This window comes from Actinoplanes sp. 13 (genome assembly GCF_056134165.1).
Genome location: NZ_JBVYOQ010000004.1, coordinates 223,260 through 249,120 on the forward strand (window position 1 = coordinate 223,260; position 25,861 = coordinate 249,120).

27 protein-coding genes and 1 pseudogene are annotated in these 25,861 nt (G+C 71.4%); 12 read left to right on the forward strand and 16 right to left on the reverse strand.

Annotation, left to right across the window (positions count from 1 at the left end):
• A complete protein-coding gene (locus AC0NH5_RS11395; RefSeq protein WP_474402951.1) occupies positions 1-645 on the reverse strand; it encodes a response regulator in 645 nt (214 codons plus the stop codon).
• Positions 645-2,918, reverse strand: coding sequence for a sensor histidine kinase (locus AC0NH5_RS11400; protein WP_474402606.1), 2,274 nt, complete (start codon positions 2,916-2,918; stop codon positions 645-647). Before AC0NH5_RS11400 ends, AC0NH5_RS11395 begins: the two co-directional genes overlap by 1 nt.
• Positions 2,919-3,031: 113 nt before the next feature.
• Here AC0NH5_RS11400 and AC0NH5_RS11405 point away from each other — a divergent pair, with 113 nt between their 5' ends.
• The 3 genes from AC0NH5_RS11405 to AC0NH5_RS11415 all read left to right on the forward strand — a co-directional run bounded on the left by AC0NH5_RS11405 (position 3,032) and on the right by AC0NH5_RS11415 (position 5,258).
• Positions 3,032-3,976 carry a lysostaphin resistance A-like protein gene (locus AC0NH5_RS11405; RefSeq protein ID WP_474402608.1) on the forward strand — a complete coding sequence of 315 codons (945 nt, stop codon included), beginning with the start codon at positions 3,032-3,034 and terminating at the stop codon, positions 3,974-3,976.
• A 184-nt stretch (positions 3,977-4,160) separates the two neighbouring features.
• Positions 4,161-4,553, forward strand: a complete 393-nt coding sequence (locus AC0NH5_RS11410) for a hypothetical protein (protein ID WP_474402609.1) — start codon at positions 4,161-4,163, stop codon at positions 4,551-4,553.
• A 441-nt stretch (positions 4,554-4,994) separates the two neighbouring features.
• Positions 4,995-5,258, forward strand: a complete 264-nt coding sequence (locus AC0NH5_RS11415) for a hypothetical protein (protein ID WP_474402610.1) — start codon at positions 4,995-4,997, stop codon at positions 5,256-5,258.
• 429 nt (positions 5,259-5,687) lie between these two features.
• Here the strand turns inward: AC0NH5_RS11415 and AC0NH5_RS11420 are convergent, their stop codons facing one another.
• Both AC0NH5_RS11420 and AC0NH5_RS11425 read right to left on the reverse strand, forming a co-directional pair.
• A complete protein-coding gene (locus AC0NH5_RS11420; protein ID WP_474402612.1) occupies positions 5,688-7,310 on the reverse strand; it encodes a cellulose binding domain-containing protein in 1,623 nt (540 codons plus the stop codon).
• Between the two features lie 523 nt (positions 7,311-7,833).
• Positions 7,834-8,001 carry a DUF4259 domain-containing protein gene (locus tag AC0NH5_RS11425; protein WP_474402613.1) on the reverse strand — a complete coding sequence of 56 codons (168 nt, stop codon included), beginning with the start codon at positions 7,999-8,001 and terminating at the stop codon, positions 7,834-7,836.
• Positions 8,002-8,279: 278 nt separating this feature from the next.
• On the opposite strand from AC0NH5_RS11425, the pseudogene AC0NH5_RS11430 reads away from it, so the two are divergent.
• A pseudogene (locus tag AC0NH5_RS11430) lies at positions 8,280-8,717 on the forward strand (NF041680 family putative transposase); the annotation flags it as partial.
• 9 nt (positions 8,718-8,726) lie between these two features.
• Here the strand turns inward: AC0NH5_RS11430 and AC0NH5_RS11435 are convergent.
• Positions 8,727-9,332, reverse strand: a complete 606-nt coding sequence (locus tag AC0NH5_RS11435; RefSeq protein WP_474402615.1) for a TetR/AcrR family transcriptional regulator — start codon at positions 9,330-9,332, stop codon at positions 8,727-8,729.
• A 13-nt stretch (positions 9,333-9,345) separates the two neighbouring features.
• Entirely contained in the window at positions 9,346-10,281 is a 936-nt protein-coding gene (locus tag AC0NH5_RS11440; protein ID WP_474402616.1) for an alpha/beta fold hydrolase, read from the reverse strand.
• Between the two features lie 140 nt (positions 10,282-10,421).
• Between AC0NH5_RS11440 and AC0NH5_RS11445 the strand changes: the two genes are divergently transcribed.
• Positions 10,422-10,829, forward strand: coding sequence for a PepSY domain-containing protein (locus AC0NH5_RS11445; RefSeq protein ID WP_474402618.1), 408 nt, complete (start codon positions 10,422-10,424; stop codon positions 10,827-10,829).
• A gap of 70 nt (positions 10,830-10,899) precedes the next feature.
• Here the strand turns inward: AC0NH5_RS11445 and AC0NH5_RS11450 are convergent, their stop codons facing one another.
• Both AC0NH5_RS11450 and AC0NH5_RS11455 read right to left on the reverse strand, forming a co-directional pair.
• Positions 10,900-12,177, reverse strand: a complete 1,278-nt coding sequence (locus AC0NH5_RS11450; protein WP_474402620.1) for a sensor histidine kinase — start codon at positions 12,175-12,177, stop codon at positions 10,900-10,902.
• Positions 12,174-12,857 carry a response regulator transcription factor gene (locus AC0NH5_RS11455; protein ID WP_474402622.1) on the reverse strand — a complete coding sequence of 228 codons (684 nt, stop codon included), beginning with the start codon at positions 12,855-12,857 and terminating at the stop codon, positions 12,174-12,176. Before AC0NH5_RS11455 ends, AC0NH5_RS11450 begins: the two co-directional genes overlap by 4 nt.
• 110 nt (positions 12,858-12,967) lie before the next feature.
• Between AC0NH5_RS11455 and AC0NH5_RS11460 the strand changes: the two genes are divergently transcribed.
• The 5 genes from AC0NH5_RS11460 (at position 12,968) to AC0NH5_RS11480 (ending at position 17,256) form a co-directional block, all read left to right on the forward strand.
• Complete coding sequence (locus AC0NH5_RS11460; RefSeq protein WP_474402624.1) at positions 12,968-13,396, forward strand: hypothetical protein; 429 nt, start codon at positions 12,968-12,970, stop codon at positions 13,394-13,396.
• A 64-nt stretch (positions 13,397-13,460) separates the two neighbouring features.
• Positions 13,461-14,471: an ABC transporter substrate-binding protein gene (locus AC0NH5_RS11465; RefSeq protein WP_474402626.1), complete on the forward strand. Its 1,011-nt coding sequence runs from the start codon at positions 13,461-13,463 to the stop codon at positions 14,469-14,471.
• 1 nt (position 14,472) lies between these two features.
• Positions 14,473-15,447, forward strand: coding sequence for a FecCD family ABC transporter permease (locus AC0NH5_RS11470; RefSeq protein ID WP_474402629.1), 975 nt, complete (start codon positions 14,473-14,475; stop codon positions 15,445-15,447).
• Between the two features lies 1 nt (position 15,448).
• On the forward strand, positions 15,449-16,480 hold the full coding sequence (locus tag AC0NH5_RS11475) for a FecCD family ABC transporter permease (RefSeq protein ID WP_474402631.1): 1,032 nt from the start codon (positions 15,449-15,451) through the stop codon (positions 16,478-16,480).
• Complete coding sequence (locus AC0NH5_RS11480; RefSeq protein ID WP_474402633.1) at positions 16,477-17,256, forward strand: ABC transporter ATP-binding protein; 780 nt, start codon at positions 16,477-16,479, stop codon at positions 17,254-17,256. The genes AC0NH5_RS11475 and AC0NH5_RS11480 overlap by 4 nt, the downstream gene beginning before the upstream one ends.
• A gap of 53 nt (positions 17,257-17,309) precedes the next feature.
• Here the strand turns inward: AC0NH5_RS11480 and AC0NH5_RS11485 are convergent, their stop codons facing one another.
• Positions 17,310-17,852, reverse strand: a complete 543-nt coding sequence (locus AC0NH5_RS11485; RefSeq protein WP_474402634.1) for an RICIN domain-containing protein — start codon at positions 17,850-17,852, stop codon at positions 17,310-17,312.
• 143 nt (positions 17,853-17,995) lie between these two features.
• On the opposite strand from AC0NH5_RS11485, the gene AC0NH5_RS11490 reads away from it, so the two are divergent.
• Entirely contained in the window at positions 17,996-18,484 is a 489-nt protein-coding gene (locus AC0NH5_RS11490) for a hypothetical protein (protein WP_474402636.1), read from the forward strand.
• A 49-nt stretch (positions 18,485-18,533) separates the two neighbouring features.
• Here the strand turns inward: AC0NH5_RS11490 and AC0NH5_RS11495 are convergent, their stop codons facing one another.
• From AC0NH5_RS11495 to AC0NH5_RS11520, 6 genes are all read right to left on the reverse strand, one after another.
• On the reverse strand, positions 18,534-19,367 hold the full coding sequence (locus tag AC0NH5_RS11495; RefSeq protein WP_474402638.1) for an ABC transporter permease: 834 nt from the start codon (positions 19,365-19,367) through the stop codon (positions 18,534-18,536).
• The gene (locus AC0NH5_RS11500) at positions 19,364-20,251 is read right to left on the reverse strand and encodes an ABC transporter permease (RefSeq protein ID WP_474402640.1); all 888 of its coding nucleotides are present in this window, start codon (positions 20,249-20,251) and stop codon (positions 19,364-19,366) included. The genes AC0NH5_RS11495 and AC0NH5_RS11500 overlap by 4 nt, the downstream gene beginning before the upstream one ends.
• Entirely contained in the window at positions 20,248-21,294 is a 1,047-nt protein-coding gene (locus tag AC0NH5_RS11505) for an ABC transporter ATP-binding protein (protein WP_474402642.1), read from the reverse strand. The genes AC0NH5_RS11500 and AC0NH5_RS11505 overlap by 4 nt, the downstream gene beginning before the upstream one ends.
• The gene (locus AC0NH5_RS11510; protein WP_474402645.1) at positions 21,291-22,475 is read right to left on the reverse strand and encodes an extracellular solute-binding protein; all 1,185 of its coding nucleotides are present in this window, start codon (positions 22,473-22,475) and stop codon (positions 21,291-21,293) included. The genes AC0NH5_RS11505 and AC0NH5_RS11510 overlap by 4 nt, the downstream gene beginning before the upstream one ends.
• Positions 22,476-22,492: 17 nt before the next feature.
• On the reverse strand, positions 22,493-23,482 hold the full coding sequence (locus AC0NH5_RS11515; protein WP_474402647.1) for a LacI family DNA-binding transcriptional regulator: 990 nt from the start codon (positions 23,480-23,482) through the stop codon (positions 22,493-22,495).
• A gap of 460 nt (positions 23,483-23,942) precedes the next feature.
• A complete protein-coding gene (locus AC0NH5_RS11520; protein ID WP_474402649.1) occupies positions 23,943-24,338 on the reverse strand; it encodes a nuclear transport factor 2 family protein in 396 nt (131 codons plus the stop codon).
• Positions 24,339-24,410: 72 nt separating this feature from the next.
• Between AC0NH5_RS11520 and AC0NH5_RS11525 the strand changes: the two genes are divergently transcribed.
• Entirely contained in the window at positions 24,411-25,013 is a 603-nt protein-coding gene (locus tag AC0NH5_RS11525; RefSeq protein ID WP_474402651.1) for a TetR/AcrR family transcriptional regulator, read from the forward strand.
• On the opposite strand, the gene AC0NH5_RS11530 is transcribed toward AC0NH5_RS11525, so the two are convergent.
• The gene (locus tag AC0NH5_RS11530) at positions 24,983-25,753 is read right to left on the reverse strand and encodes a 2-phosphosulfolactate phosphatase (protein WP_474402653.1); all 771 of its coding nucleotides are present in this window, start codon (positions 25,751-25,753) and stop codon (positions 24,983-24,985) included. The genes AC0NH5_RS11525 and AC0NH5_RS11530 overlap by 31 nt on opposite strands.
• Positions 25,754-25,861: the final 108 nt, after the last annotated feature.

The following is a 25,861-nucleotide window of genomic DNA, read 5'->3' on the forward strand; positions in this document are numbered from 1 at the left end:
TTAGCGGGGGCGGGCGAGGCCGAGGTCGTACGCGACGATCGTGGCCTGGACGCGGTCGCGGGCGCCGAGTTTCGGCAGCAGGGCGTTGACGTGGGCCTTGACCGTGCCGGCGGCGATGCCGAGGGCCTGGCCGATCTCGGCGTTGGAGAGGCCGGTGGCCAGGTGGACCAGGACGTCCCGTTCGCGCGGGGTGAGCTGGGCCAGCCGGGGGTCGTCCGGGCGGGCCGACGTCACGGCGCCGGTGGCGAAGGCGTCGATCAGGCGGCGGGTGACCGCCGGGCTGAGCATCGCCTCGCCGGAGGCGACCACCCGGATCGCGTTCACCAGCTCGGCCGGGTCGGAGTCCTTCAACAGGAAGCCGGAGGCGCCGGCCCGCAGCGCCTGGAAGACGTAGACGTCCTGGTGGAACGTGGTCAGCACCAGGACGCGGGGCGGGTCCGCGCCCTCGGTGAGCCGGGCGGTCGCGGTCAGGCCGTCCATCCCGGGCATCCGGACGTCCATCAGCACGACGTCGGGCCGCACCCGGGCGGCCAGGGCGAGCGCGGCGGCGCCGTCGCCGGCCTCGCCGACCACCTCCATGTCGTCCTGCGAGCCGACGATGGCGCACAGCCCGGCCCGGATCATGAGCTGGTCGTCGACGACCATCACGCGGACTCCGATGACGGCACCTCCGGTTCACGGACGGACCCGGCCGCCCCTGCAGGAGCGCCGGAACGGGGCGGGAGCACGGTCGAGGGGAAAGCCACGGGTGGGGCGCCGGGGTGTCGTTCGGCGGTGGCAGGCGCGGGTGGGGCGTCGCGGTGTCGTTCAGCGGCGGGGGCAGGCGTGGGGGCGGCGCCAAGGTGTCGTTCAGCGGGTGCGGCGATGTTGAGGCTGTCCAGCAGGGAACGCATGGCGGCCAGCGCCTGCCGGCCGGCCTCCACGACGCCGGGAAGGTCGGCGGCCTCGGCGGCGCGGGGCACCTGGGCGGCGTGGTGCAGGACGGCGCTGTGCAGGCCGGCGGCCACCCGGGAGCGTTCGTCGCGGGCGCGCAGCTCGGCCCGGGCGGTGGCGGTGAGCACGGCGCCCTCCTCACGGTCGAGGAGTCGTTGCCGGCGGCGGCGGGCGGCGTGGCCGGCGAGCCAGGCGGCGGCGACGGGCAGGGCCAGGAGGAGGGCTACGAACACCGCCATGGCGGCGGTCAGCAGCAGGAACATGACGGGGCCGGGTACCGGCTCGGTCGAGTCCGCCGGGGTGCCGGCCGTGAGCAGCACGCCCAGGGCCAGGGAGGTGGAGGCGAGGGCGGCGAGCGGGGCGATCCAGGTGAGCCCGGGGCGGGCGCCGCGGGCCGCCACCGCGTAGACGGCGGCGAGGTCGGCGCCGGCGCTGAACAGGAACGTCCAGCTCTCCTCGGCGCGCATCGTGCCGGTGGCCACGAGCAGCGGGCCCAGCCAGGTGGTCGCGGCCACGGCGGCGAGGACGGTCCACGGGTGGCGGCGGCGCCACAGCAGGGGAGCGGCGTGGGCCAGGACGGCCAGCAGGACCAGGAGGACGGCGGCTCGGCCGGCGCCGGCCTCCTCGGCGAAGGTGACCACGCCGGCCAGCGGAAGCAGCACGGTGAGCAGGGCGAGGCCGCCGTCGAGGACGGCGTTGCTGCGCAGCAGGGCGGCACGGCGAGGGGCGGGGGCCGCGGCCGGGAGAACCGCGTGTACGCGCCAGCCGCCCCCGGCGCGGGGACCGGCCCGCAGCGTGCCGCCGAGCGCGGTGGCCCGTCCCGCCATGCCGGTCACGCCACGCCCACCGCCGAGCCCGTGGCCGGCCGCCCCGATGTGGCCGCTGTGCCCGGTGGGGGAGCTGTCGTGCGCGGTGGCGGGATCGCTCTGCGCGGCGGGTCCGTCGTTCCCGGTGGGATCGCTGTGCGCGGCACGTCCGTCGTTCCCCATGGCCGGCCCACCGGCGGGGCCGTCGTCGTCGACGACCAGCTCGGTGGCGGCGGGACCGAACGACAGCCCCACCCGGACCGTGGCGCCCGGGGCGTAGCGCAAGGTGTTGGTCAGCGCCTCGCGGGCGATACCGTGCACGGTCTCCGCGAGCGCCGGCGGAAGCGGCTCGGCGGGCTCGTCGAGGACGATCACCTGGCCGAGCTGACGGAAGTCGTCGGCCAGGTCGGCGAGGGTGGCGATCCGCTCGGGGGCGCCCTCGGCGTGCGGCAGGACGGCCACCAGCCGGCGCAGGTCGGCGAGGGCCTCGTGGCCGGTGCGGGCGGCGAAGGCGAGGGCCTCGTCGCGCAGGCCGGGCCGCTGCTCGGCGAGGAAGTGCGCCGTGGACGCCTGCACGACGACCGAGGTCAGGTGGTGCGCGGTCACGTCGTGCAGTTCCCGGGCCAGCCTGCGGCGTTCGGCCTGCGCGGCCTCCCGGTCGGCCTGTTCGGCCTCGGCGAGGCGGCGGGCGGCGGCCGCCCGGTCGGCGACCCAGCGGTGGCGGATCCGGCCGGCCGCCGCCACCAGCACGTACGTGAGCGCGCCGATCGGCACCTCGGACAGGTCGTCGCCGGTGAGCGCGGTGGTCGCGATCAGCCAGGCGGTCATCGCGGTGACGGCCAGCGCGGTGGTCCGCCGGGAGCAGAGCACGGCGACCGAGAACAGGGCGATCAGGTCGGCCACCGAGATGATCAGCAGGGTGTCGCCGGGCACCAGGAACACCTGCTCCGGCGCGATCCAGGCACCCGCCGTGACCGCGGGGGAGACCACCGCGAGGACCGCGACGGGGTGCCGCCGGCGCAGGCCGAGAGCCGCCGTGATCAGCAGGATGAGGAGGAGCAGTGCTGTGGTTCGTACCGCATGAAGGGTTTTGTCCGTCGTGATCGCGATGCCTGGCCAGAGCACCACCTGGGCCGTTGCCAGCGCGGCGGGCAGCAGCCAGACCTTCCAGCGAGCCATGATGGGCACAGCCTAGCCGCCGTGCGGCAGAGTCGATCTATGCCTCAGGGTGGGGGTCGGATCCGGCCGTGGCCGGATGTCCGCCGGTGGGGTCCGGCGGCAGACTTCCCGGCATGCTGATTCCTCCGCCGCCCTCCACCGCTTACCACCGGCTCGCCCGCACTGCCGCGCACCGCTGGTGGCGGCCGGTCGTGGGCACCCTGTTCGTCGCCGTCACCGCCGTCGTCGTGACGCTCGGCATCGTCCTGGTCTATTCGGTCGCCGGGCTGGTGGCGGGCCGGCCGGAGGTGGACGGGATGCCCAGCTTCGGCCCCCTCGCCGACCTGACGATGGGGTTCCTCAGCATCGCGGTGCTGCTGCCGGCCGGTCTGCTCGCGGCCCGGTGGATCCAGCGCCGGCCGGCCGGGACGCTCTCCTCGGTCACCGGGCGGCTGCGGTGGCGGTGGCTGCTGACCTGCCTGCCCGTCGCGTTCCTGGCGATCGTGATGTTCCTGGGCGGCGGGCTGGGCCTGGCGGCGGCCACCGGCGAGGATCTCGGGCTGGACGGCCCGCTTGCCGGGTGGCGGGCGTTCGCGACGTCGATGCTGGTGCTGGCGCTGGTGGTGCCGTGGCAGGCGGCGGCCGAGGAATACCTCACCCGGGGCTGGCTGCTGCAGGGGCTCGGGGTCTGGTTCGCCTCGCCGTGGGTGCCGATCGCGGTGCAGGCGCTGGTGTTCGCGGCGCTGCACGGCTGGGGCACGCCGTGGGGGTTCGCCGACCTGATGGTGTTCGGCGTGGTGGCCGGGTGGCTGACCGTGCGCACCGGCGGGCTGGAGGCGGCGATCGCGCTGCACGTGATGAACAACCTGGTCAGTACGGCGCTGGCGGCGGCGTACAACGATCTCGCCCTGGACGAGACGGCGGCCGACATGCCGTGGCAGATGGCCGTGGCCGACCTGCCGGTGCTGCTGGGGTACGCCGCGGTGATCGTCTGGCTGGCCCGCCGCCGGCAGCTCGCGACGGCGACGCCGGACCCGGCCCCGTTGCCGGTCACGACGCCGATGGCCGGCGTGGTCTGACGGATCAGTGCCTGTCTCGAGTCGTTCCAGCACACCGACGACGGGAGGGCCACGGCGCAGGGCATCGTGGCCCGGTCACGGTGCAGGGCATCGTGGCCCGGTTCCGCGCCGCGGCTCGTGGCCATGAGCAGGCATCCCAGGGCGGCGATGGACGTCTCCTGCCCGGTCGTCGATCCTGAACCTCATGAAGGATCAGCAGGCGCCGCAGCCGGTCGAGGGCGAGGCAAAGGTCATCACGCTCTGCGGCTCGACGAAGTTCGAGACTGAGTTCGCGGAGGTCAACCAGCGGCTCACCATGCAGGGTTGCGTCGTGATCAGCCTCGGGATGTTCAGCCTCCCCGATCTGCCTGACTACGAGTGGACCGTCGACAGCTCGGACATGAAAGGGCGGCTCGGCCGCGTGCACTTCCAGAAGATCCGCATGGCCGACGAGGTGTACGTCGTGGATCCGGGCGGCTACCTGGGTGAGTCAACCCGACGGGAGATCGCCTACGCGGAGTCGCTCGGCAAACCGGTCCGGTATTTGAGTCGCGAGCGGTCGGCACGAACGGGAGACGGCTCCCGAGAGCGAGCCTGACCAGATGGTGGGTGCGGAAGCAGGTTGTGGGACAGCCACTCAGCTTGTCGTCAACCTTCGGCCGCACCCGGCGCCACGGCGAAGCAGCAGGCTGAGTCGTCGACGGCGACTACAGCGAGTGCCGGCCGACCCGTCGGGCGGGAGCAGCGACGACGACCGAGCCCGGATCGGAGACGCCTGGGTAGCGCACCCTCGACCGGCATCTGAGGCTGCGGGCCGAAAGCAGCAGATGCTCCTCGACGTCCTCAGAGGTCTCCGGAACGGAGACCGATGCCAGAATCAGATCCTTGGTAAGGAACGTCGCCCAGTAGGGCTGAAACTCGCGGGATCGAACCCACGCAACGGTTGAAGCGCTATGCGGTCGTTCACCAGGATGATCAGCGCACCTGGTGAAGGATCCGGCTGGAGGAGGGCCAGGCCGGTGCTGGAATCTGTGGGGCGGTGGAGGAACAAAGTGGCAGCTGGGCCCGCCAGCGGTACGCGATGAATTTCCTTGCCGCTGCGTACATCGAGGGCCAGAAGCTCCTGGGCTACTCGGGCCCAAAGGACACCGTCGGCGTCGATGTGAAGGCCTGGGACGTCGTGCCCAGCAGCCTCGGTGAATCGATCCCAGCCTCCTCGCCAGCAAATCTTCCCGGTTTCATCAAGAACGGCTATCCCGTTGCCGCCACCGACGGCATTCCTGTGACCCCATGCGCCGGGTAGCTTCGGAACCAGATACTCCCGCGCGGCCCGTGCCCACTCAGTTGACCTCACGACAGCATGGTCAAGCACGCCAGCGCTCAAGGTCGGCGAACGGCAGAACCCGGCCTTCCAGGCCGCACAACGCGCTCTCTCAACACGAGCAAGCACCAGCCGGCGGCCGTGAGTCTCAACCGAGAGCGGATCGCGGCAGATCCGTGCACCGTCGGGGAGATCGCTGAGCCAATTGTGCGGCCTTCGACGCTGCCGTCCTCGATCAGGACAGCGGGATCACGGCTCCGCCTCGACCGAGCCGGCCTCGCCGTCGCCATGCTGGTCGACCTCGGCCTCGGCATGCTCGTTGGGCATCGACCATGTCGGTGCCCAACTTCGTCTTCGCTTCGGCCTTGCCTCCTCCGCCGGTGCTGCGGCGCAGGAGGCAAGGCCGCTTTGTCAGGTTGCGGTGCAGGTCAGGTTCAGCGAGGTCGGTACCGGACTGCCCGCGCCGAGGAAGCCGAAGCTGGCGCTGGCCCCGCTGCCGAGCGTGCCGTTGTAGTCGACGTTGGTAGCGGTGATCGCGGAACCGCTGCTCGCCACCCGGGCGTTCCAGGCCTGGGTGATGGTCTGCCCGTTCGGGAACGACCACGACACCTGCCAGGACGATACCGGCCGCGACCCGGCGGTCACCTTCACCTCACCCTGGAAGCCGCCGTTCCACTGGCCGGTCACCGTGTAGGTGGCCGAGCAGGCCCCCGCGGGAACCGGACCGCTGGACGAGGGTGCCGACGAGACCGGCGGGGACGACGGGGTGGCTCCGGACGGGGTGACCCGGTACAGGGCGACGCCGTGCGAGACCACCTGGGCGGAGATGTCACCGGTGGTGGTGCCGGTGGCGCCGGTCCACAGTTCCTTGTAGGTGTGGGTCCCGGACCGCAGGCCGACCTGGGCCAGGTTGGTGGTGATCTGCTGGGTGCCGGTGCCGCGATTGAGCAGCGCGACCGCGACCGAGCCGTCGGCCAGCGGCTTGGCCCAGACTTCCAGGTTGCCGTCGTCGCGGACCCGGTCGGCCTGCCGCACCAGCGGGTCCTGGTCCAGCGCGAGCACGTCGCGGTTGGTCAGGATCGCGCGGACGTCGGCGCTCATGTTGCGCAGGTCGTTGCCGGCGATCAGCGGCGCGCTGAACATCGCCCACATGCTCTGGTGGGACCGGTTCTCGGTCGCGGTGAGCGCGTTGCGGACGCCGACCATCAGCATGTCGGGGTCGTTGTACTGCCCCGGCTTGGTCCACTCGCGCATCGGCTCGATGATGTCCAGCGCCTCGGTGATGCCCACGAAGCAGTCGTTGTTCGGCGCGCAGCCGGTGGACCAGGAGGCGGACAGGTCCTCGGAGGTGCGCCACATGTCCGACACCGCACCCCAGCCGGAGTACGTCGGCGCCGTGTTGCTGTGCGCGCTGTTCGGGTTGATCGACAGCACGATGGGCCGTCCGGTGGCCTTCAACGCGTCCTGGAACTTCTTGAACACCGCGGCCTGGGTCTGCGCGTTGTCCCGCGGGTCGCACCAGTCGTGCTTGACGAAGTCGACGCCCCATGAGGCGAACAGGTTGGCGTCCCTGGTCTCGTACCCGTAGGACGACGTACCGGGAAGGTTCGAGAAGTACTGGTTGCAGGTTTTCTCCCGCGGGGCGTGATAGATGCCGAATTTCAAGCCCTTGGAATGGATGTAGTCGCCCAGGGCCTTCATGCCGGACGGGAACCGGTCGGCGCGCGCCTGCAGGTTGCCGCTGCTGTCGCGGCGGTCCTGCATCCAGCAGTCGTCGACCACCACGTACTCGTATCCGGCGGCGGCCATCCCGGAACTGACCATCGCGTCCGCGGTCTGCCGGATCATCGTCTCGTTGATGTTGCAGTAGAAGGTGTTCCAGCTGTTCCAGCCGAGCGGCGGCAGCGGCGCCGGCTCCTGGACCGTGGGCACCGGCTCGGCGGTGGCCGGAGCACCAGAAACGCCAACGAGGGCGGCACCTAACGTCGCGGTGACCGCCACCGCAGCGATGACCCACCGTCGGGGTCGGGACATAGGACACTCCTTCGCAACGGGGCCGGCGTCCGGCTCGCTGTCTGAGCCGCTGCCGACGCGATGCGATCCGACGCCGGGACGAGGTAGGTCAGAGCGAGTGGCATTGACAGCTAACGATGTTTTTAACAGTGTAAGTCGACTTGTCATCGGCGGGAAGTTTCCGCGACATCAAGAGACCACGAGCGTTTCGACCGGGCCGGCATAACAGTTTTCCGAGACTTTCTACGATGCGTGTCGGGTTGGTCGACGTCGAGTGGCGCACGGTGGTCGCTGATCACCGGCGAATCCGGGCCTTGAAGCGCTCGTACAGCTCTGTGGGCTATGCCTGGCCGTGCGGTCGGCGGCACATGAGGACGATGCTGATATTTGTGCGCGCGCTGCGAACGGCAAGCGGCAAATCGATGCGCTTCTGGGCAGGTGGTTGCGTTTACAGTAGTGCCTGCGAAGCGCTCCTTTCCCCTCTCGGGCGCAAGGCGCTCCAGGCCTTCCGGCACACTCATCGCGACCAAAGTCGCTGCTGCGATTACGTCCTTAGGCTATCCCGCAGAATTTCCTCGAGCACCTGCGCTCGCCGCCGACCCGGCTCGGCAACAACAACGACGATGAAGTCTTGGGCAGTATCGTTGCCGAACGGCCCAGGATTCCAGGTACCCAAGGACGCCGCCTTTCTTAAATGCCGACACACTCTCATCGGCAGATCCGTGCGTCCGCAGAGCCCACCTCCGCTCTGACTAGCGGTGACAGGGCGTCATCCGGTGATGATGGGGCGCATCGGGGCCTATCGACGTTCGTTGTGGCGGTGGTGACGGACAAGGCGGAACGATCGATGTGTTGGCGAGGTTCCGCGAGCAGCTCTACCGATGCATGACCAGGCGGGCGGACGCCTTGTTCGAGCTGACGGACGCCCTGTTGTGCGCGGCCGGCCGCCGTCGGGGTTGTATACCCGCGGCGCGGTCGCTCGGCGCAGCACTCGCCGGCACGGTCATTCGGCTCACCGTTGATCACCTGCCCGGCCGAGGCGGGCCGAAGCTCCTCTGGCGGTGGTCCAAGGTTGTCGCCACGCCATCCGATGTCGACCGGTGGACGTGGCTCGTGCTTGCCGCGCATCCTCAGCTGCGTCTCGGTCGGCCCCTCGCGCAAGACTTGCGCCGACCCTGGGAACGCCCGATGGCCCCTGACCGGCTTGTCCCGGCCCGAGTGCGGCGGGGGTTTCGGAACCTCCGCGCGACGCGCGGCTCACCAGCGCGTGCACCGCAACCCGGCCACGCCGGCCCCGGACGCCCGTCAGGCTCCCGCAACCGGCGGACCGCTGCCCGTCACGACGTCGGACTCATCCTGGGCACCGGCCAGGCCCATCAACGGCCGAGCCATCACAAGAAGGGCACCAAGCCCCGCCGAACTGGTTGAACGACAAGCTCAGGCGGTGCTGCGCCGCACGACGTCCACCAGGGCGTCGGCGGCTTGCGCCGCGTCGAAGGCGCTGTCCTGCAGGGATTCGGCGACGAGTGCGTCGATCGCCCCGCCGAGCAGGATCGCGAGGGTGCGGGCGTCGATGCCGGGCCGGTACGCGCCGGACTCCTTCGCCGCGTCGATCAGCGCGGCGAGGGGCTGCCAGCGAGCCGCTGAGGCCGGCCGGTCCGCGATGCCGGTGTCGTGGTCGTCGTCCAGCGCCTCGACGATGACCCGGACGTGGTCCGGGTGGGCGGCCAGGTGCCCGATGAGCCCGCGCACGTACGCCTCGACCGCCGCCGCCGGGCTCGTGGCCTCCTCCACCCGCGCCCCGACATGGGCGGTCAGCGCGCCGATGACCTCCGCGTAGGCGGCCTGGATCAGCGCGGCCTTGGAGGAGAAGTGATAGAGGACCGCGGCCTTGGTGACACCGGCCGCGTCGGCGATGCGCTGCAGTGAGCACCCGGCGTATCCGTGCTGGGCGATCAGGCCGATCGTCAGGTCGACGAACTGGGCGCGGCGCGCCCGCTCGGTGAAGGTGAGCGGGCGCTCGGCGCGCGGTGTGCTCGGCATGTCGCTCCACGAACTAGGTCAGGAAGGCCGCCACGTCGGCGGCGATCCGGTCCGGTTGTTCCCCGTTGACGGCGTGGGACGCGCCGTCGTAGGTCAGTACCGTACGGTGCCGCAGCGTCTCGTTCGCGGTGCGCGCGGCCTCCCGCGCGTCGTGCACCACCGAGTCGCCGGCCAGGATGACGAGCACCGGCACGGCGATGCCTTGCAACTGTTCGGGCGAGAACTGGTCCGGCGCCGGGCGCTGGATGGCGTAGTGCCGCATCCCGGACTCGATGAGCTGGGCCAGCGGGGTGTCCTCGACCGGGGCGCCGCCGGCGGTCCAGCTGGTGAAGCTGTCCCGCCAGCTTTTCGGCAGCCATCGCACCGAGGCGGGCAGCGACCGGACGATCAGCTCGAGGGGCAGGCCGGCGAAGGTGACGGCGGGGTCGATCAGGATCAGGCCGGCGACCTTCTCCGGGTGGTGCAGGACCAGGTTCGTCGCTGTCCAGCCGCCGAACGACATGCCGACCAGGTGCAGGCGCGGCTCGGGGAGCTGCCGCAGCGCCTGGTGCAGCCAGTCGGCCTGGTCGTGGTGGGTCTCGATCGGGCGGTCCTGGACGCTGGCGCCCGGCTCGCCGAGCAGGTCGAGCGTGTAGAGGGTGCGCAGCCGCAGCAGGGCGGGCAGGTTCTCGGCCCACATCGGCGAGGAGGCCGCCCAGCCGGGGAGCAGGACGAGAGGCTCGGTGCCGGCACCGTCGAACCGGTAGGCCCGCACGATGCCGTAGGTGGTGCGCAGATCGAGAGTGGCGGCGGGCGCGGGCAGATCGCGCATGGCCTTCTCGTACGCCGTGGCGAAGTGGTCACGGCCTTCCGCCGAGGTGAAATGGCCGACCGGGCTGGAGCCCCGGACGGTGAAGCCCGCGGCGAACAGCAACAGGGCGATGGCGGTGATCAGGAGCTTCTTCTTCATGAGCGTCTCCTTACCGGCTGGTTAGTAGTCTAACCGAACGGTAAAAGAACGCTCCTTAGCCGGGCCTTAGCGTCGCCGCAGCGTGCCGATATCCCTGCGCGAGCGATCGTGAGCTGGTCAGATCGACTGGGAGGGAAACGATGAACAAGAGGACGCGTACCGGAGTGGTGATGGCGGTCGGCGCCCTGACGGTGCTCGGCATCGGCGGCACGGCGATGGCGGTGGACACGCCCGGTCCGTCGGCCCCGGCGTCCGCCTCGGCACCCGTGTCGTCGGCACCCACGCCGTCCGGCTCCCCGTCGGCCGGGACCGCGGTCGGCGAGGCCCGGGCCAAGGAGATCGCGGCCGGTGCGGCCGGCGGCGGCCAGGTCGAGGACGTCGAGCGGGAGACCGAGGACGGTCGTGAGGTCTGGGACGTCGAGGTCCGCAACGGCACCGTCGAGCACGAGGTCGACGTGGACGTGACCAGCGGCGAGGTGCTGCGCCACGACCAGGAGGACGACGACCACGACGATGACGACCACGACGATGACAACGACGACGACTGAGGGTCGATCGGCATGAAGGGCGCACCCTGCGGGGTGCGCCCTTTGCGCGTACGACCAAGAGCGGGAACGGTCAGGGACCGGCGATCTCCAGCCGGACCACCGCCCCGCCGGCAGCCTCGGCCGAGACGTCGAAGACCGTCGCCACCTGCCGGGCGATGTCCAGGCCCAGGCCGGTCGAGCCGCCGCCGGAGGTGCCGCGGCGGGCGGCCGACGGCGCGAACCCCGGGCCCTCGTCGGCCACCTCGAGCACCGCGCCGCCGCCCGGCCGCGCGGTGAGGGTGACCGCGAACGCCGTGCCGTCGGGAGTGTGCGCGAAGACGTTGCCCAGCAGCGCGTCCAGCGCGGCGGCGAGCCGGTCGGCGGGCACCGCGACCGGCAGCGGCGTGCCGGGCACCCCGCGGGCGATCGGCCGGCCGGTGTCCTCGGCGAGCACCGCCCAGAACGCCACCCGGTCGCGGACCACCGCGGCCGCGTCGCAGGTGACCGCGGCGGGGTCGCCGGCCGCGGGGCCGCGGTCGAGAGGTGGGGTCCGGCCTCGGCGGGCTTGCTGGATCACCTCGGTCACCGCCTCGGCGACCTGATCGGTAGCGGACGAGACCCGTGCCGCCTCCTCGGGGTCGCGCAATGCCTCGGCTTCCAGGCGCAGCGCGGTGAGCGGGGTGCGCAGCCGGTGCGAGAGGTCGGCGAGCTGCTCCCGCTCGGCGGCGAGCAGTTCCTGGATACGGCCGGCGAGATGGTTCAGCGCGCCGGCCACCTCGCGCAGTTCCCGCGGGCCGGTGGGCTCGGCCCGGGCGGTCAGCTCCGCGTTGGCCAGGCGGTGGGACACCTCGGAGAGCTCGGTGATCGGCACCGTGATGGCCCGCGCCAGCCGGTCGGCGACGAGCAGGCCGAGCAGGACCAGGGCCAGCCCCAGGGCGGCGAGGGTGAGCCACGCGCGGTGCACACCCTGCGTGAGCTGGGCGTCGGTGACCAGCGTGCGCACCACCATGGTGCCGCCGCCACCGACCACCGGCACCGCCAGCTCCTGACCTTCATCGGTCACGACGGTGAGAGCGCGGTTGCTCGCGGCGGCCAGTCGGACCGCCGGGGTGGTCGCGGCCGGAGCGCCGATCACCCGGTCGCCGGGGAGGAACACGGTCACCGGTACGGGCTGCGCCGTCACCGCCAGCCGGAGCGCCGTGACGTCGCCCGCCCCGGCCACCGGCACGATCGTCTGCACCACGTCGTCGGCCCGGCTCAGCGCCCGGTCCGCGGCGACCTGCCGGACCAGCACCGCGGTGGGCACCAGGAAGGCCAGCAGCACCAGCAGCGTGGTGCCGCCCACCAGCAGGGTCAGGCGCTTCCTCATGACGGCTCGCTCAGGCGGACCCCGACACCGCGGACGGTGTGCAGATAGCGCGGCTCGCCGGCGGTCTCGCCGAGTTTGCGGCGCAGCCAGGACAGGTGCACGTCGACCGTCTTGTCAGCCCCGCCGTACGGCACCTGCCACACCTCGCTGAGCAGCTCCCGTTTCGTGACCACCTGCCCGGGCCGCTGCGCCAGGTGGTGCAGCAGGTCGAACTCGCGCGGGCTGAGATCCACCTCGGCGCCGTCCAGGCTGACCGTCCGCGCGGCCGCATCGATGCGCAGGCCGCCCACGGCCAGCTCGGTGCCGGCCCCGGCCGCGCCGGCGCCGCGCCGCAGCACCGCCCGGATCCGCGCGTCGAGCTGGGCCGCGGTGAACGGCTTGACCACGTAGTCGTCGGCGCCGGCGTCGAGCAGCCGGACCATCTCGGTCTCCTCGTCGCGTGCGGTCGCCACGATCACCGGCACCCGGCTGACCGCCCGCAGCATCCGCAGCAGCTCCCGGCCGTCCAGGTCGGGCAGGCCCAGATCGAGCACGATCAGGTCGGGGCGTTCGGCCAGGGCGGTCTGGAGTCCTTCCATCGCGGCGCCGGCCGCGGCGACCGCGTGCCCGCGGTCGCGCAGGGCCCGCAGCAGGGTGGTGCGGATGGCGGGGTCGTCCTCGATGAGCAGCAGTCGGGCCACTGCTGCAACCTATCCGGGCGGACCGGCGGGCCGGCGGGCCGGCGCGTCCTTAACCGTCCCTTATCCGGGCCGGGTGCTGCTCTTATCGCCGCCCGGCGGATAGTTGCGGGATGCGACTCCTGCAGCGGCGCCCCCTGTTGATCGTCGCCGGCTGGCTGCTGGCCGTGGTGCTCGCCGTGGGCGTGGGAGTGGTCGGGATCGGCCTGGTCGGCGCGGATCTGACGTCCCGGCAGGGCGCGCCGGTCAGCGAGGACCAGGTGGAGCGGGAGCTGCGGGCGCTGCCCTCCGCGGTCCGGGCCTCGTCGTCGGCGGCGCCTGCCGCGAATCCTGAGGGGCGGTCGTTCCCGACCCGGGCCGGGACCGTGGTTGCCGACTGCGGGCGGATCCTGTCGATGGCGCCGGCGCAGGGTTTCGCCGTGCTGGAGCAGGACGAGGACGAGGGCGAGTTCCGGTCGGTGTCCGATCCGAACGACCGGCTCGAGGTCGATGTGGAGTGCGTGAACGGGCTGCCGGAGCTGCGGGCCGGGCCCGGAGATTGAGTCTGATCAGAACTATGGTTAGCCTGTCCTAACTAAGGCTGACCTCATCTGAACGGAACCCCCTATGCGCGCTTGGCGTACGGTCCTTGCTGTCGCGGCGCTGAGCGTCGCCCTGGCCGGCTGCGGCTCCTCCGACTCCCCGGCGGCCGGCACCGCCCCCGAGCAGAGCGGGCCCTGGTCGTTCACCGACGGGTCGGGCACGGTGGTCAAGGCCGACAAGACCCCCACCCGGATCATCGCGCACGCCGGCGAGGCGGCCGCGCTGATGTCGTTCGGCATCAAACCGGTCGGCGTCTACGCCGACGAGTCGGTCAAGACCGACCCCAACCTGAAGAGCCTCGACCTCACCGGCATCGAGATCCTCGGCGAGGAATGGGGCAAGATCGATGTGGAGAAGGCCGCGGCGCTGCGGCCGGATCTCATCGTCGGCGACTGGTGGCCCGCGGAGAAGGCGCACAGCGGCCTCGAGGAGGGCGTCGACGAGAAGAGCAAGAAGCTCGCCGAGCTCGCCCCGGTCGTCGGCATCACCCAGGGCAAGTCGATCCTGCAGCTGGCCGAGGGCTACGAGAGCCTGGCGAAGAGCCTGGGCGCCAAGGTGGACGACCCGCAGATCGCGGCCGCCAAGAAGCGGTTCGAGGACGCGGTCGCCACGTTCAAGGCGGCCACCGCGGCCAAGCCGAACCTGACCGTGCTGGCCATGTCCCCGGCCGACGACAAGGTCTACGTCGCCAACCCGGAGTACGCGCCGGAGCTGCTCGACTTCCAGAGCTTCGGCCTCAAGGTGATCAACCCGGACAGCCCGGACAAGGGCTTCCCGTACTGGGAGAACCTCAGCTGGGAGAACGCCGACAAATACCAGCCGGACCTGATCCTCTGGGACAGCCGCAGCTTCACCGAGACCGGCAACGCCGAGTGGGGCAAGAAGCAGCCCACCTGGTTCAAGATCAAGGCGGCCGAGAAGAACGCGGTCGTGCCGTGGCCGGCGTACTGGCTGCACACCTACGGCGACTTCGCCACCGAACTGGACCGGCTGACCACCGCGGTGCAGTCCGCCGACGAGAACATCGGCTCCTAGTTTGCGAAGGGCCACCTGGCTGGTCGGCCTGGGGGCGGTGCTGACACTGGTCGCCGCCCTCAGCGTCACCCACGGCTCGCGGTCGATCGACCTCGCCGACGCCCTGGCCGACGGGTCGATCGGCAGCATCATCACCCTGGAGATGCGGGTGCCGCGCACCCTGCTCGGCATCCTGGCCGGCGCCGCCCTCGGTGTCGCCGGAGCGATTCTGCAGGGCGTGACCCGCAACCCCCTCGCCGACGCCGGCATCATGGGGATCAACTCCGGCGCCGCCGTCTTCGTGGTCACCGCGATCACCGTGCTCGGTGTGCGTGGCGTCGAGGCGTACATCTGGTTCGCCTTCGCCGGGGCCGCCGCGGCGCTGGTGCTGGTCCACGCGATCGCGTCGCTGGGCCGCGAAGGCGCCACCCCGGTGAAACTGGCGCTGGCCGGCGCCGCCGTCACCGCCGGGTTCGGCTCGCTGACCACCGGCATCCTGATGACCAACGTGGACGCCCTCAACGAGCTGCGGTTCTGGCAGGTCGGCTCGCTGGCCGGCCGGTACGCGCCGATCGTGACCGGCGTCGCGCCGTTCCTGATCCTCGGGCTGCTCGCCTCGCTCGCCTTCGGGCGCAGCCTCAACGGGCTGGCCCTCGGCGAGGACGTGGCCCGCGGCCTCGGCCAGCGCGTCGGGCGTACCCGGGTGGCCGCCTTCGCCGTGGTCGCCCTGCTCGCCGGCGGCGCCACCGCGGCCTGCGGGCCGATCATCTTCGTCGGGCTCGTCGTCCCGCACGTCGCCCGCTTCCTGTGCGGCCCCGACTACCGGTGGATCCTGCCCTGTTCGATGCTGCTGTCCCCGATCGTGCTGCTGCTCGCCGACGTGGCCGGGCGGGTCCTGGCCGCCCCGGACGAACTGCAGGTCGGCGTCGTGCTCGGGCTGATCGGCGCGCCGGTGTTCATCGGCATCGTCCGGTACGGCCGGATGTCGGAGGCCTGAGATGACGACCGCCGTCCTGCTCCGCACCACCCGGCGCCGTCGCACCGCACGCGCCGGGACGGTGACCGTCGCGCTGACCGGCGCGGTGGCCGTCCTGTTCGTGGTCACCATGATGGTCGGCAGCTTCCGGCTCACCGCGATCGAGGTCGTCGCCTCGGTGCTGCACCTGCGCGACGACCCGAGCGTCGACTTCGTGGTCCGCGGCCTGCGCCTGCCGACCGCCACCTCCGCGCTCGCCGTCGGCCTGGCCCTCGGCGCCTCCGGCACCATCTTCCAGCAGCTGCTGCGCAACCCGCTCGCCTCGCCCGACTTCGTCGGCGTCACCACCGGCGCCGGTCTGGCCGCCGTCTTCGGGATCGTGCTGCTCCAGGTCAGCGGCCTGCTCGTCAGCGGGATGGCCCTCGGCGGCGCACTGCTGGCCGCCCTGCTGATGTACGTGCTCGCCTGGCGGGACGGGGTCAGCGGCTACCGGTTCATCCTGATCGGCATCGGCGTCGCGGTCTTCTTCGAAGGCGTCACCGGCTATCTCCTCACCCGCGCCCAGCTCTTCGAGGCCCGCCAGGCGATGCACTGGCTCACCGGCTCGGTCGGCCAGGCCAGCGGCAGCGAGCTGCGGCTGCTGCTGATCGCCCTGGCCGTCCTGCTGCCGCTCGCGGTGCTGCTGCAACGACCACTGCGGGCCCTCGACCTCGGCGACGACACCGCACGGGCGCTCGGCACCCGCACCGAGCTCAGCCGCGCCGGCCTGCTCGCCGTCGCGGTGATCCTGGTGGCCCTCGCCGTCGCCGTGGCCGGGCCGATCATCTTCGTCGCGCTGGTCGCCGGCCCGATCGCCGACCGGCTGCTCGGCCCGGCCGCCGGCGGCGTCCTGCCGGCCGCCCTCACCGGGGCCGCGCTGCTGCTCACCGCCGACCTCGTCGCCGTGCACCTGATGCCCACCCCGCTGCCGACCGGCGTGGTGACCGGCGCGGTCGGCGCCCCCTACCTGCTGTGGCTGCTGGCCACCACGAACCGGCAAGGAGCTGGCGGATGACGCGACTGCGGGCCGAGGGACTCACCCTCGGATATGACGACCGGGCCGTCGTGCGGGACCTCGACGTCACGGTCCTCGACGGCAAGGTGACCGCCATCGTCGGCGCCAACGCCTGCGGCAAATCCACCCTGCTCCGCGGTCTGGCCCGGCTGCTGCCGGCCCGCGCCGGCACGGTCCACCTGGACGACCGGCCGATCGCCGCGATGTCCACCCTCGACGTCGCCAAGGTGCTCGGCCTGCTCCCGCAGAGCCCGATCGCCCCGGACGGCATCACCGTCGCCGACCTGGTCTCCCGCGGCCGGTACCCGCACCAGGGCTGGTTCCGCCGCTGGACCGAGCGCGACCACGCCGCGGTGACCCGGGCCCTCGACGCCACCGGCACCGCAGACCTGGTGAACCGGCCCATCCGGCAGCTGTCCGGCGGGCAGCGGCAGCGGGTCTGGGTGGCGATGGCCCTGGCCCAGGAGACCGACCTGCTGCTGCTCGACGAACCGACCACCTTCCTGGACATCGCCCACCAGGTCGAGCTGCTGCGCCTGCTGCGCAAGCTGAACGCCGAATCCGGCAAGACCGTCGTGGTGGTGCTGCACGACCTCAACCTGGCCTGCCGCTTCTGCGACCACGTCATCGCCATGGCCGACGGCGCGATCATCGCGGAGGGACCGCCGGTCGAGGTGGTCACCGCGGAACTCGTCGCCAAGGTGTTCGGCCTGGCCTGCGTCGTGGTCCCGGATCCGGTGGCCGGCACCCCCATGGTGGTACCGGCCGCCGACTGACATTTTCTGGTACGGCCTACCGAAGGCGCCGGGCCCACGGGTGCGTCACCGCGTCACACGGGGATCCAGCGGAACAGGAGATCGTTCCGCTTGGCCCAGCAGTTGTCCAGATAGACCTTGGTCGACGCGATCCCGCTCTGACCCATGCACAAGTCCTCGTCACGACCGCTCATGACCTGGATGGTGGTCGAGGTCCGCTCGACCCGGGTCCACTTCTGCTTGCCGTACCCGGCGTTCGCATCCGGCAGGCAGTACTCCGCGTACACCCGGTTGGTCTCGGTCGCGCCATAAGGGGCGGACAGACACCAGCGGAGACCGGTGCCGGGATCCCAGCGGTTGTTGACGATCCGGTACCAGCCGCCGCCGACCGGCTCCCACACCCAGTTCTGGTTGCCCTGGTTGTGGCACGGGTCCGGCCAGGCGTACACCATGATGCTGGCCGTGCCGTCGCTGTTGAAGTGCTGGTCCAAGCAGTCGCCGGATCGTTGGTTCTGCAACTTCTGCGCGCCGGCCGCGACCGCCGGCGACGCCACGGTGAGGCTGCCCGTCAGCAGCAGGACAGCCAGCGCCAGGATTGCTGTGATCTTGCGATACATCAATACCTCCCCGTGATGTGAGCCTCTGTGGTAGCAGTGGCCGGGCAGCGCGAGGGTCGTTCTGTCCTCGATCGCGCAGTACACCGCGACGCTCATCCGTGAGGCATGAAGACGGCGCCGGGAACGCCGGAGACGGTGGGGTGATGGACGCGATGCTGAAATCACTGACCGAGGCGGAACTGGCGCTGGTCCGCGAGGCGGACCCGGAACGCCTGGCGGCCATGGACGAGGACGCCATCATCGACCTGCACACCCGGGTGCGGCGGGCGCGCAACAAGAAGGTCAAGAACTATCGCCGCCGGGCCGCCACACGGGTCGGCGAGACCGGTGGGCGGGGAAAGGCGTACGCCCGCAACGCCCGCCGCCGCGAGAAGGCCGAGGTGTTCGAGGAACTGCTCGCGGCGGTGAGCGGGCGGCTCGCGGTGGTGGCACACGACAGCGCGGAGATGCTGAAGGGCGAACGCCTGGCGGAACGGTCCGCGCCGCCCCCGCCGCCGCCGCCCTCGCTGCCGGCCAAGAAGCTCAAGGCGCAGAAGGCCGACCGGCGGCCGGACACCCCGGACCGGCGCAAGCGGCACGCATCGACGCGGGCCGCGGGGGCCAGGCGCCAGGCCCGCCGCGACAGCCGCTGACCGGTTTCGGCCGGCCTTCGCACCGGCCGGGCCATGGCTGCCGGGTGGCTCAGTCCGGGTCCTCCTTGACGCGGGCCACCAACTGGGTCGGATTCACGAAGCGCAGCGCCACCACCAGCAGGGTCAGCATCATCACGCAGTAGATGACGGCCATCGCGTCGACCGACTGCTGGGCCCGGATGCCGGCCGCCGACATCGAGTAGAACAGGGCCACGACCAGGGTCTGCGAGTCGGGGCCGGCGGTCAGGAACGTCAGCTCGAACATGCCGACGGTGCGGACCACCACGAGGATCGAAGAGGCCAGGATGCCGGGGATCAGCAGCGGGGCCAGGATGCGGGCGAAGACGTGCCGGGTGCGGGCGCCGTGCACGCGGGCGGCCCGTTCGACGGCCGGGTCGATCTGTTCGATGAACGGGGTCATCGTGAGGATCACGAACGGGATCGACGGCACCAGGTTGGCGAGCACGACGCCGGAGAGGTGACCGGCCAGGCCGTACTTGTAGAGCACCGTGGCCAGCGGAATGCCGTACGTGATCGGCGGCATCAGGATCGGCAGCAGGAACAGCAGATAGAGCAGCCGGCTGCCGGGGAAGGCCCGGCGCGCCAGGACGTAGGCGGCGGGCACCCCGACCAGCACCGAGATCCCGGCCACGAGCAGGCAGACGATCAGCGTGACGGTGAGGACCGGCAGCAGCGTGAACTCGTCCCACGCCTGGCCGTACCACCGGGTCGTGTACGCCTCCGGCAGCCACGAGTCGAACCAGCGCAGCCCGACCGAGTTGACCACGACCGACCCGATGACCCCGGCCAGCCCGATGAAGAAGATGGTCACGGCGCCCCAGACCAGCCAGGCGGCGGGGGAGGCGACGATGGCGCGTCTCATCCTTTGCCTCCGGCGGTCGATCCCGTGTAGAGCAGGCTGCGCAGCCCCAGCACGACACTGATCACGATCAGCTCGACCAGGCCCATGATGATCGCGGCGGCGGACGCGCCGGCGTAGTCGTACCGGACGTACGCGGCCTCGTAGGCGGCGATCGAGATGACCCGGGTAGTGCCGGTCGGGTCGCCGACCAGGATCGCCGACGGGAAGACGCTGAACGCGAGCACGAACGTCAGGCAGAACGTGGTTGCCAGCCCGGGCGCCAGCAGCGGCAGGGTGATCCGGAAGAACCGCTGCCGCCAGCCCGCCCCGAGCGTCGCGGCAGCCCGTTCCAGGCTGGGGTCGATGCCGGACAGGTACGACAGGACCAGCAGGAACGCGAACGGGAACCCGGTGATGACCAGCGAGAAGAACACACCCCAGTAGTTGTTGGTCAGGCGCACCGGCGCGTCGGCGAGCCCGGTGGCGAGCAGCGACCGGTTCAGCCACCCGGCCGGGCCGAGGAAGTTGAGCAGGCCCTCCGCGGTGAGCACGGTGCCCAGCGTGATCGGCACGACCAGCACCGTGGTCAGCAGCCGCTTGCCCCGGAACCGGCCCCGCAGCCGGTAGGCGACCGGCACCGCGGCGAGCACGTTGAGCAGCGCGGCGGGCAGCGCGATCATCAGCGTGGTCATGATCGTGTCGCGCTGGTACGCGTCGGTGAAGAACGTCTGGTACGCGGCGAGCATCCCGCCCTCGCGCGGCTGCAGCGAGACCGCGAGGCCGTACCCGAACGGGTAGATGAACAGCGCCACGATGAAGACGGTGGCCGGGACGAGCAGCAGCATCTGCGTGTCGACACCGCGTTCGGCCAGCCGGTGCCGCAGCGCGACCGGGGCGGCGGTCATCCGGGATCACCGCCGGGGAAGATCAGCAGCCGGTCCGGCGGAAAGCCGATCTTCACCTTCTCGCCGGGGGTGAGCCGCTGCCCGGTGCGCAGGTGGACGACCAGCCCGGCGACGGTGCGGACCTCCGCGGTGAACTCACGGCCCTGGTACTCGACCACCTCGACGTCCGCCTCCAGATCCCCGGCGAGCGTGACGTCCTCGGGGCGGATGCCGGCCACGACCGGGTCGCCGTCGCCGAAGGAACCCACGGGAGTGCCGTTCACGCGTACATCAGAGTCGTTGATCGTGATCGAAGGCCCCGCCGCACGGCCCGGCAGCAGATTGCGGAAGCCCAGAAAATCGGCGACGTGCCGGTTGACCGGCCGGGTGTGCACCTCCTCCGGGCTGCCGATCTGCTGCACCCGCCCGGCGCGCAGCAGCACCACCCGGTCCGAAAGTGATAACGCCTCCTCCTGATCGTGGGTCACATAGACCGTGGTCAGCCCGAGCGTCTGGTGCAGCCGCCGGATCTCGGTGCGCATCTCCAGCCGCAGCTTCGCGTCGAGGTTGGACAGCGGCTCGTCCATCAGCACCAGGGACGGCTCCACCACGATCGCGCGGGCGATCGCGACCCGCTGCTGCTGCCCACCGGAAAGCTGGCCGGGCAGCTTCGCCGCATGCTCCTCCAGATGCACCAGGCGGATCGCCTCGGTGGTCCGGCGGCGTGCCTCGGCGCGCGGCACACCGCGCATCTGAAGACCGAAAGAAACATTTTTCTGTACGGACATGTGGGGGAACAGCGCGTAGTTCTGGAACACCATCCCGAAGCCGCGTCGCTCGGGTGGCAGCGTGTCCAGCCGGGTGTCGTCGCGCCAGATGCTGCCCTCGGTCAGCGGCAGCAGCCCGGCCAGACAGTTCAGCGCCGTGGACTTGCCGCAGCCGGACGGGCCCAGCAGGGCGATGAACTCGCCCCGCCGGATCTCCAGGCTCAGGTCCGTCAGGGCGTCGGCCCCGGCGAACCGGCGGGTCACCCCGTCCAGGCGCAGCCGCTCGAAGCGTGTCACTTCTTCACCTTCGCGCCGCCGATCTCCCGGTCCCACCTGTCGAACGCGGCGACCAGTGCCTTCGCGTCGAGCGGGACCTCGAGCGGGTGGTCCGCGATGAGCTGCTCGTACTCCGGGCGGCCGAACTCGCTGATCGCCTGCTGGCTGTCGGCGGGCGCCATGCTCAGCGGGACGTCCCTGATCGCCGGTCCGGGATAGAAATAGCCCTTGTCGTACGCCTTGGCCTGCTGCTCCGGGGTGAGCATCCAGTTCAGCAGCGAGAGAACCGCGTCCTGCTTGCCGGCCGGGACGCCGCGCGGAACGACGCCGTAATGGGCGTCGGTGACCCAGTGGAAGCCCTCCAGCGTGCCGACCCGCGCCTCCTTCGGCACCGTGCCGAGCACCCGCGGGTTGATGTCCCAGCCGGTCGTCGACGCGATGATCCTCGCTGAGCCGTTGGCCAGGTTCTTCATCGTCTCGCTCGTGCTGGACGGATAGAGGGTGACGGCGCCGTCCAGCTCCTTGAGGTACGCCCAGGTCTTGTCCCAGCCGCCGACCGGGTCCTTCGGGTCGGTGTCACCGAGCAGGTAGGGCAGGCCCATCAGCAGGGTGCGACCGGGGCCCGAGTTGGAGGGCCGGGCGTACTGCACCGTGCCGGGATTGGCCTTGGCGTAGGCGAGCAGTTCCGCCGCTGTCCTCGGCGGAGTCGGCACCTTCGCCGGCAGATATTCGATCAGCGGGCCGGACGGATAGTAGGTGACGGTCACCCCGAAATTGCCGGCCAGCTTCTGCATCGCGGCCGCGCCGGGCAGATAGTTCTGCATGCCGGCGAGCCTGCTCGCGTTGGCCGGCAGCAGCTCCTCCCACAGGCCCTGGTCGATGCCGGCGGCCAGGCCGTCCACGCCGGTCAGCACCAGATCGATGTCGACGCGGCCGGCGTCCTGCTGCGCCTTCACCTTGCCGACCAGCTCCGGAGCGGTCGCCTTGGTGTAGGTGACCCGCTCGATCAGGTTGCCGTTCTTCGCGGCGAAGTCGTCGATCATGCCCTGGGTGAGCTGCAGGTTGCCGGCCACGTCCAGGACGTTGAGGGTGACCGGGCCGCCCTCCTCGCCGCCGGCGTCCGGCGGGCTGCACGCGGCGATCAGGGGAGCGGTGACGGTCACGGCGCCGAGGGTGAGGAGATGACGTCTGGTGGGTGGCATGAGGCACTCCTGGTTCGTCAGCGCGGACCGGTGGAACCGCGCACGATGAGCTGGGTGGGGACGATCCGGCTCGCCCCCGGGGTGTCGCCGGTCAGCAGATCCAGGCCGAAGCGCCCGATCTTCTCCTTGTCGATGGCGACGGTGGTGAGGCCCGGACTGACCAGGCCGGCCAGCAGGATGTCGTCGAAACCGATCACGCTGATCCGCTCGGGGACCGCGATGCCCCGCCTCTCGAACTGGTTCAGCAGGCCCAGCGCGACCAGGTCGTTGTAGGCCAGCACGGCGGTCGCCGCGGAGGCGATGACCAGGTCGGCGGCGGCGGCGCCACCCTCGACCGTCGGGGCCACGTTGCCCACCTCGACGAGCTGCATGCCGTCGCCCGCAGCGTGTTCGCCGGTGGTCGCTCTGCCGGTGGCGGCTCGCAGGCCGTGGAGTCGCTCCCGGTTCGACCAGGAGGCGCGCGGCCCCGCCACATAGGCCACCCGGCGGTGGCCCAGCGCGTACAGGTGGGCGACCGCCTGCCGCATCCCGTCGGCATTGTCCGCGGTCACCGACGGGAACGGCGCCACCCGCCGGTTCAGCACCACGATCGGTGTCTGCCCGGCGAACGCCCGCAACTCGTCGTCCGCGGCCCGCGGCGAACAGAGCAGAAACCCGTCGACCTGCTTCGCGAGCGCCCGGATGAGCGGCGCCTCGAGCGCTGGATCCTCGTCGGTGTCGCTGAGGAAGACCGCGTAGTCCCACCGCCGGGCCTGCGTCTGAATGGCCTTGACCACGCTCGGGAAGAACGGATTGGCCAGATCCGGGAGAATCACACCGACATTCCCGGTACGACCGGTGATCAGGCCGCGGGCCGCCCGGTTCGGGTAGTAACCCAGATCCCGGGCGGCCGTCTCCACCCGCTCCCGTGTCTCCGGCCGCACCTGGCCCGGATCAGCCAGCGCCCGGCAGACCGACGAGGGTGAGACCCCGGCCCGCCGCGCCACATCCTTGATCGTCGCCGCCATCCGCGGGCTCCTGATCTTCCATGGATGCTGATCGATGTCGCGGCCCAGTCTGAAATCGTTTCCGGAATATTGTCAAGCGATCCCGATCAATACGCCGCTCCTGCCCCGCCTCCCGGGGCCACCCGTCCCGCGCCACGCGGCCCCTGCGCCACGCGCCCCCTGCGCCCCGTCGCCCCGGTGCCGCGCCTCGCCCGCCGCACCATCCCGCGCCGACACATGCGCCGCCGCCGGCCGGAGTGGCCCGGCTGGCGACGGCGCTTGATCCTCGGCGGTTTACTGCGTGGTTGCCGGCCGAGGTGCCGGGCCGGCGGCGGCGCATGATCTTTGGCCGTTTTGCCTGCGTGGTTGCCGGCGCACCGGGACGTCGAGGAGCGCACCCACGCCGAGCGACCCCGGCGGCCATCGTCAAAGGCCGCCCCCACACCCGGCTGCTCGCAGATCGGCGTGCGGCGAACGGCTGCTACGGGGTGCTGTCGGGAAGCGTGCGGGTGAGCATGTGCGCCCGGCGCATCCGCCCGTCCGGCATGAACTGCCCGAAGAAGTAGACCTCGACGGCAAAGGTTCTTCTGCGGTCCTCGACGTGCAATGTGTACCGAGCGGCGACCCGGTCGTCGTCGGCCACCGCTTCGTGCACCTCCATGCGGCTGCGGGGCTGCCTCTTGCGCAGCGGACGGCTGTGCGAGATCAGCTGTGCCCGGTCCATCCGCTGTCCGTCGGCGATCTGGACGACGTCCGGGGTGTGGTAACGGTCGACGACCACTGCGGCGTCCTCGTCGCCTCGCAGCAGGTCGCGCCCGTAGGACGCGAAGAAGTCGGCGATGAACTGCTTCGGGTCCGCGCTGTTGAGCTGTCCCACACCGGCCCCCGTTCCGCTATTTCTTACACTGTGTAAGATATCGACTGTCGTGCCTCTTGGCAAGGAGCAGAAATGGCATCCGGGAACCGTCGTGCCGACGCTCGCCGCAGCAGGGAAGCCATCCTGGATGCGGCTGTCGAGCTGCTGAGTGCCGATCCGGAATGCCCGGTGGAGGCCATCGCCGCGGCCGCCGGCGTCACCAGGCAGACCGTTTACGCCCATTTCGCCGCGCGGGAGCACCTGCTGACGGCCGTCCTCCAGCGGATCACGGAGACCGCCGTGGCGACGTTGGACGCCCTCGAGCTCGACGAAGGGCCGGCGACCGACGCGCTGCTCCGCCTGCTGGACGCAAGCGCGCGTCTCACGGCGAAGCACCGTCTTTTGTTCCGGACGATCCGTGCGTCGTCGGCCCAGGCGGACGGCGGGCGGCGAAGTGCGCCCGCCGTCGAGCGGCTACGGCCGATCATCGTCCGTGGGCAGCGGACCGGCGAGTTCGACAGCCGGCTCGCACCGGGCTGGCTGGCCGCGGTGGTTGTGCAGCTGGGCCACACCGCGGCCGACGAGGTCGACGCCGGCACCATGACACCCGACGAGGCGGTCGTGGCATTGCGGACGAGCGTGCTGCGCCTGCTGGCCGGGCCGGGTCAGCAGGGCACTCCGGTCAGCGCGACGTGATCCCCGCGGACCTCGCCGACCATCGCGAAGCCGGACCTGTCGACGTCGCAGCAGAACGGGAGGTCCTCGGTGAGGTCGACGTGTTCGGCGGTCGGCCGCTTCGCGTAGGCGCGGGCATGTTCGGCGGCACCCGCCATGATGCCGGCGACCAGGTCCGCCCGGCGCGGCTCCGATCCGTGCGGCAGGTCACCGCGGTCCAGCAGGTCACCGCGGTCCAGCAGGTCACCGCGGTCCAGCAGGTCACTTCGGTCAGGCAGGACACTGAGGGCCAGCAGGTCTCGGAGATGGTTGGCGCAGGCGCGGTCCTCGGCGGTGCGGCCGGTGCACACCAGGGTGCGGGGCGTGCCGGGGTGGTGCTCGTTGATCCAGCGGGCGGTGGCGCCGACGTTCCGCGCGGACATCGCGAGCAGTGCCGCCGGGGCCGGGTGGCGGGTCAGGCCGCGTGTGCCGTTCGAGGTCGCCTGGATCAGGTGGCGGCCGTCGAGGTGGGCGGCTGACATCTCGCGGGGCGAGTTGCCGAGGTCGAAGTCGGCGGGTTTGAGTCCGCCGTGCTCGCCCACCAGGAGATGGTCCGGGTGCCGGCGGCGCAGTGTTCTGCCGGACTCGGCCGACGGCGCGCAGAGGATCCCGGTCGCGCCGCGTTCGAAGGCGACCGCGGCCGTGGTGAAGGCCCGGATGACGTCGATGACGACCACGACGGTGCCGGCCGGGACCTCGGCGTCCATATCCACGATCGGCACGGGAGGGTCCACGATCGGCACGAGGGGGATTCTTCTGGGGCGGGGTGTGGCCGGCAAGGAGGTTCCGCCGGCGGGAGCGGGGCAGGTCGGCCCGGCGGTCGCGGCGGA

What these genes read in the sequence shown, in the direction of transcription:
- AC0NH5_RS11395 (WP_474402951.1), bottom strand. Translation starts at nt 645, where the DNA reads ATGGTCGTCGACGACCAGCTCATGATCCGGGCCGGGCTGTGCGCCATC.
- AC0NH5_RS11400 (WP_474402606.1), bottom strand. Translation starts at nt 2,918, where the DNA reads ATGGCTCGCTGGAAGGTCTGGCTGCTGCCCGCCGCGCTGGCAACGGCC.
- AC0NH5_RS11405 (WP_474402608.1), top strand. Translation starts at nt 3,032, where the DNA reads ATGCTGATTCCTCCGCCGCCCTCCACCGCTTACCACCGGCTCGCCCGC.
- AC0NH5_RS11410 (WP_474402609.1), top strand. Translation starts at nt 4,161, where the DNA reads ATGAAGGATCAGCAGGCGCCGCAGCCGGTCGAGGGCGAGGCAAAGGTC.
- AC0NH5_RS11420 (WP_474402612.1), bottom strand. Translation starts at nt 7,310, where the DNA reads ATGTCCCGACCCCGACGGTGGGTCATCGCTGCGGTGGCGGTCACCGCG.
- AC0NH5_RS11425 (WP_474402613.1), bottom strand. Translation starts at nt 8,001, where the DNA reads ATGAGAGTGTGTCGGCATTTAAGAAAGGCGGCGTCCTTGGGTACCTGG.
- AC0NH5_RS11435 (WP_474402615.1), bottom strand. Translation starts at nt 9,332, where the DNA reads ATGCCGAGCACACCGCGCGCCGAGCGCCCGCTCACCTTCACCGAGCGG.
- AC0NH5_RS11440 (WP_474402616.1), bottom strand. Translation starts at nt 10,281, where the DNA reads ATGAAGAAGAAGCTCCTGATCACCGCCATCGCCCTGTTGCTGTTCGCC.
- AC0NH5_RS11445 (WP_474402618.1), top strand. Translation starts at nt 10,422, where the DNA reads ATGAACAAGAGGACGCGTACCGGAGTGGTGATGGCGGTCGGCGCCCTG.
- AC0NH5_RS11450 (WP_474402620.1), bottom strand. Translation starts at nt 12,177, where the DNA reads ATGAGGAAGCGCCTGACCCTGCTGGTGGGCGGCACCACGCTGCTGGTG.
- AC0NH5_RS11460 (WP_474402624.1), top strand. Translation starts at nt 12,968, where the DNA reads ATGCGACTCCTGCAGCGGCGCCCCCTGTTGATCGTCGCCGGCTGGCTG.
- AC0NH5_RS11465 (WP_474402626.1), top strand. Translation starts at nt 13,461, where the DNA reads ATGCGCGCTTGGCGTACGGTCCTTGCTGTCGCGGCGCTGAGCGTCGCC.
- AC0NH5_RS11475 (WP_474402631.1), top strand. Translation starts at nt 15,449, where the DNA reads ATGACGACCGCCGTCCTGCTCCGCACCACCCGGCGCCGTCGCACCGCA.
- AC0NH5_RS11480 (WP_474402633.1), top strand. Translation starts at nt 16,477, where the DNA reads ATGACGCGACTGCGGGCCGAGGGACTCACCCTCGGATATGACGACCGG.
- AC0NH5_RS11485 (WP_474402634.1), bottom strand. Translation starts at nt 17,852, where the DNA reads ATGTATCGCAAGATCACAGCAATCCTGGCGCTGGCTGTCCTGCTGCTG.
- AC0NH5_RS11490 (WP_474402636.1), top strand. Translation starts at nt 17,996, where the DNA reads ATGGACGCGATGCTGAAATCACTGACCGAGGCGGAACTGGCGCTGGTC.
- AC0NH5_RS11495 (WP_474402638.1), bottom strand. Translation starts at nt 19,367, where the DNA reads ATGAGACGCGCCATCGTCGCCTCCCCCGCCGCCTGGCTGGTCTGGGGC.
- AC0NH5_RS11500 (WP_474402640.1), bottom strand. Translation starts at nt 20,251, where the DNA reads ATGACCGCCGCCCCGGTCGCGCTGCGGCACCGGCTGGCCGAACGCGGT.
- AC0NH5_RS11510 (WP_474402645.1), bottom strand. Translation starts at nt 22,475, where the DNA reads ATGCCACCCACCAGACGTCATCTCCTCACCCTCGGCGCCGTGACCGTC.
- AC0NH5_RS11515 (WP_474402647.1), bottom strand. Translation starts at nt 23,482, where the DNA reads ATGGCGGCGACGATCAAGGATGTGGCGCGGCGGGCCGGGGTCTCACCC.
- AC0NH5_RS11525 (WP_474402651.1), top strand. Translation starts at nt 24,411, where the DNA reads ATGGCATCCGGGAACCGTCGTGCCGACGCTCGCCGCAGCAGGGAAGCC.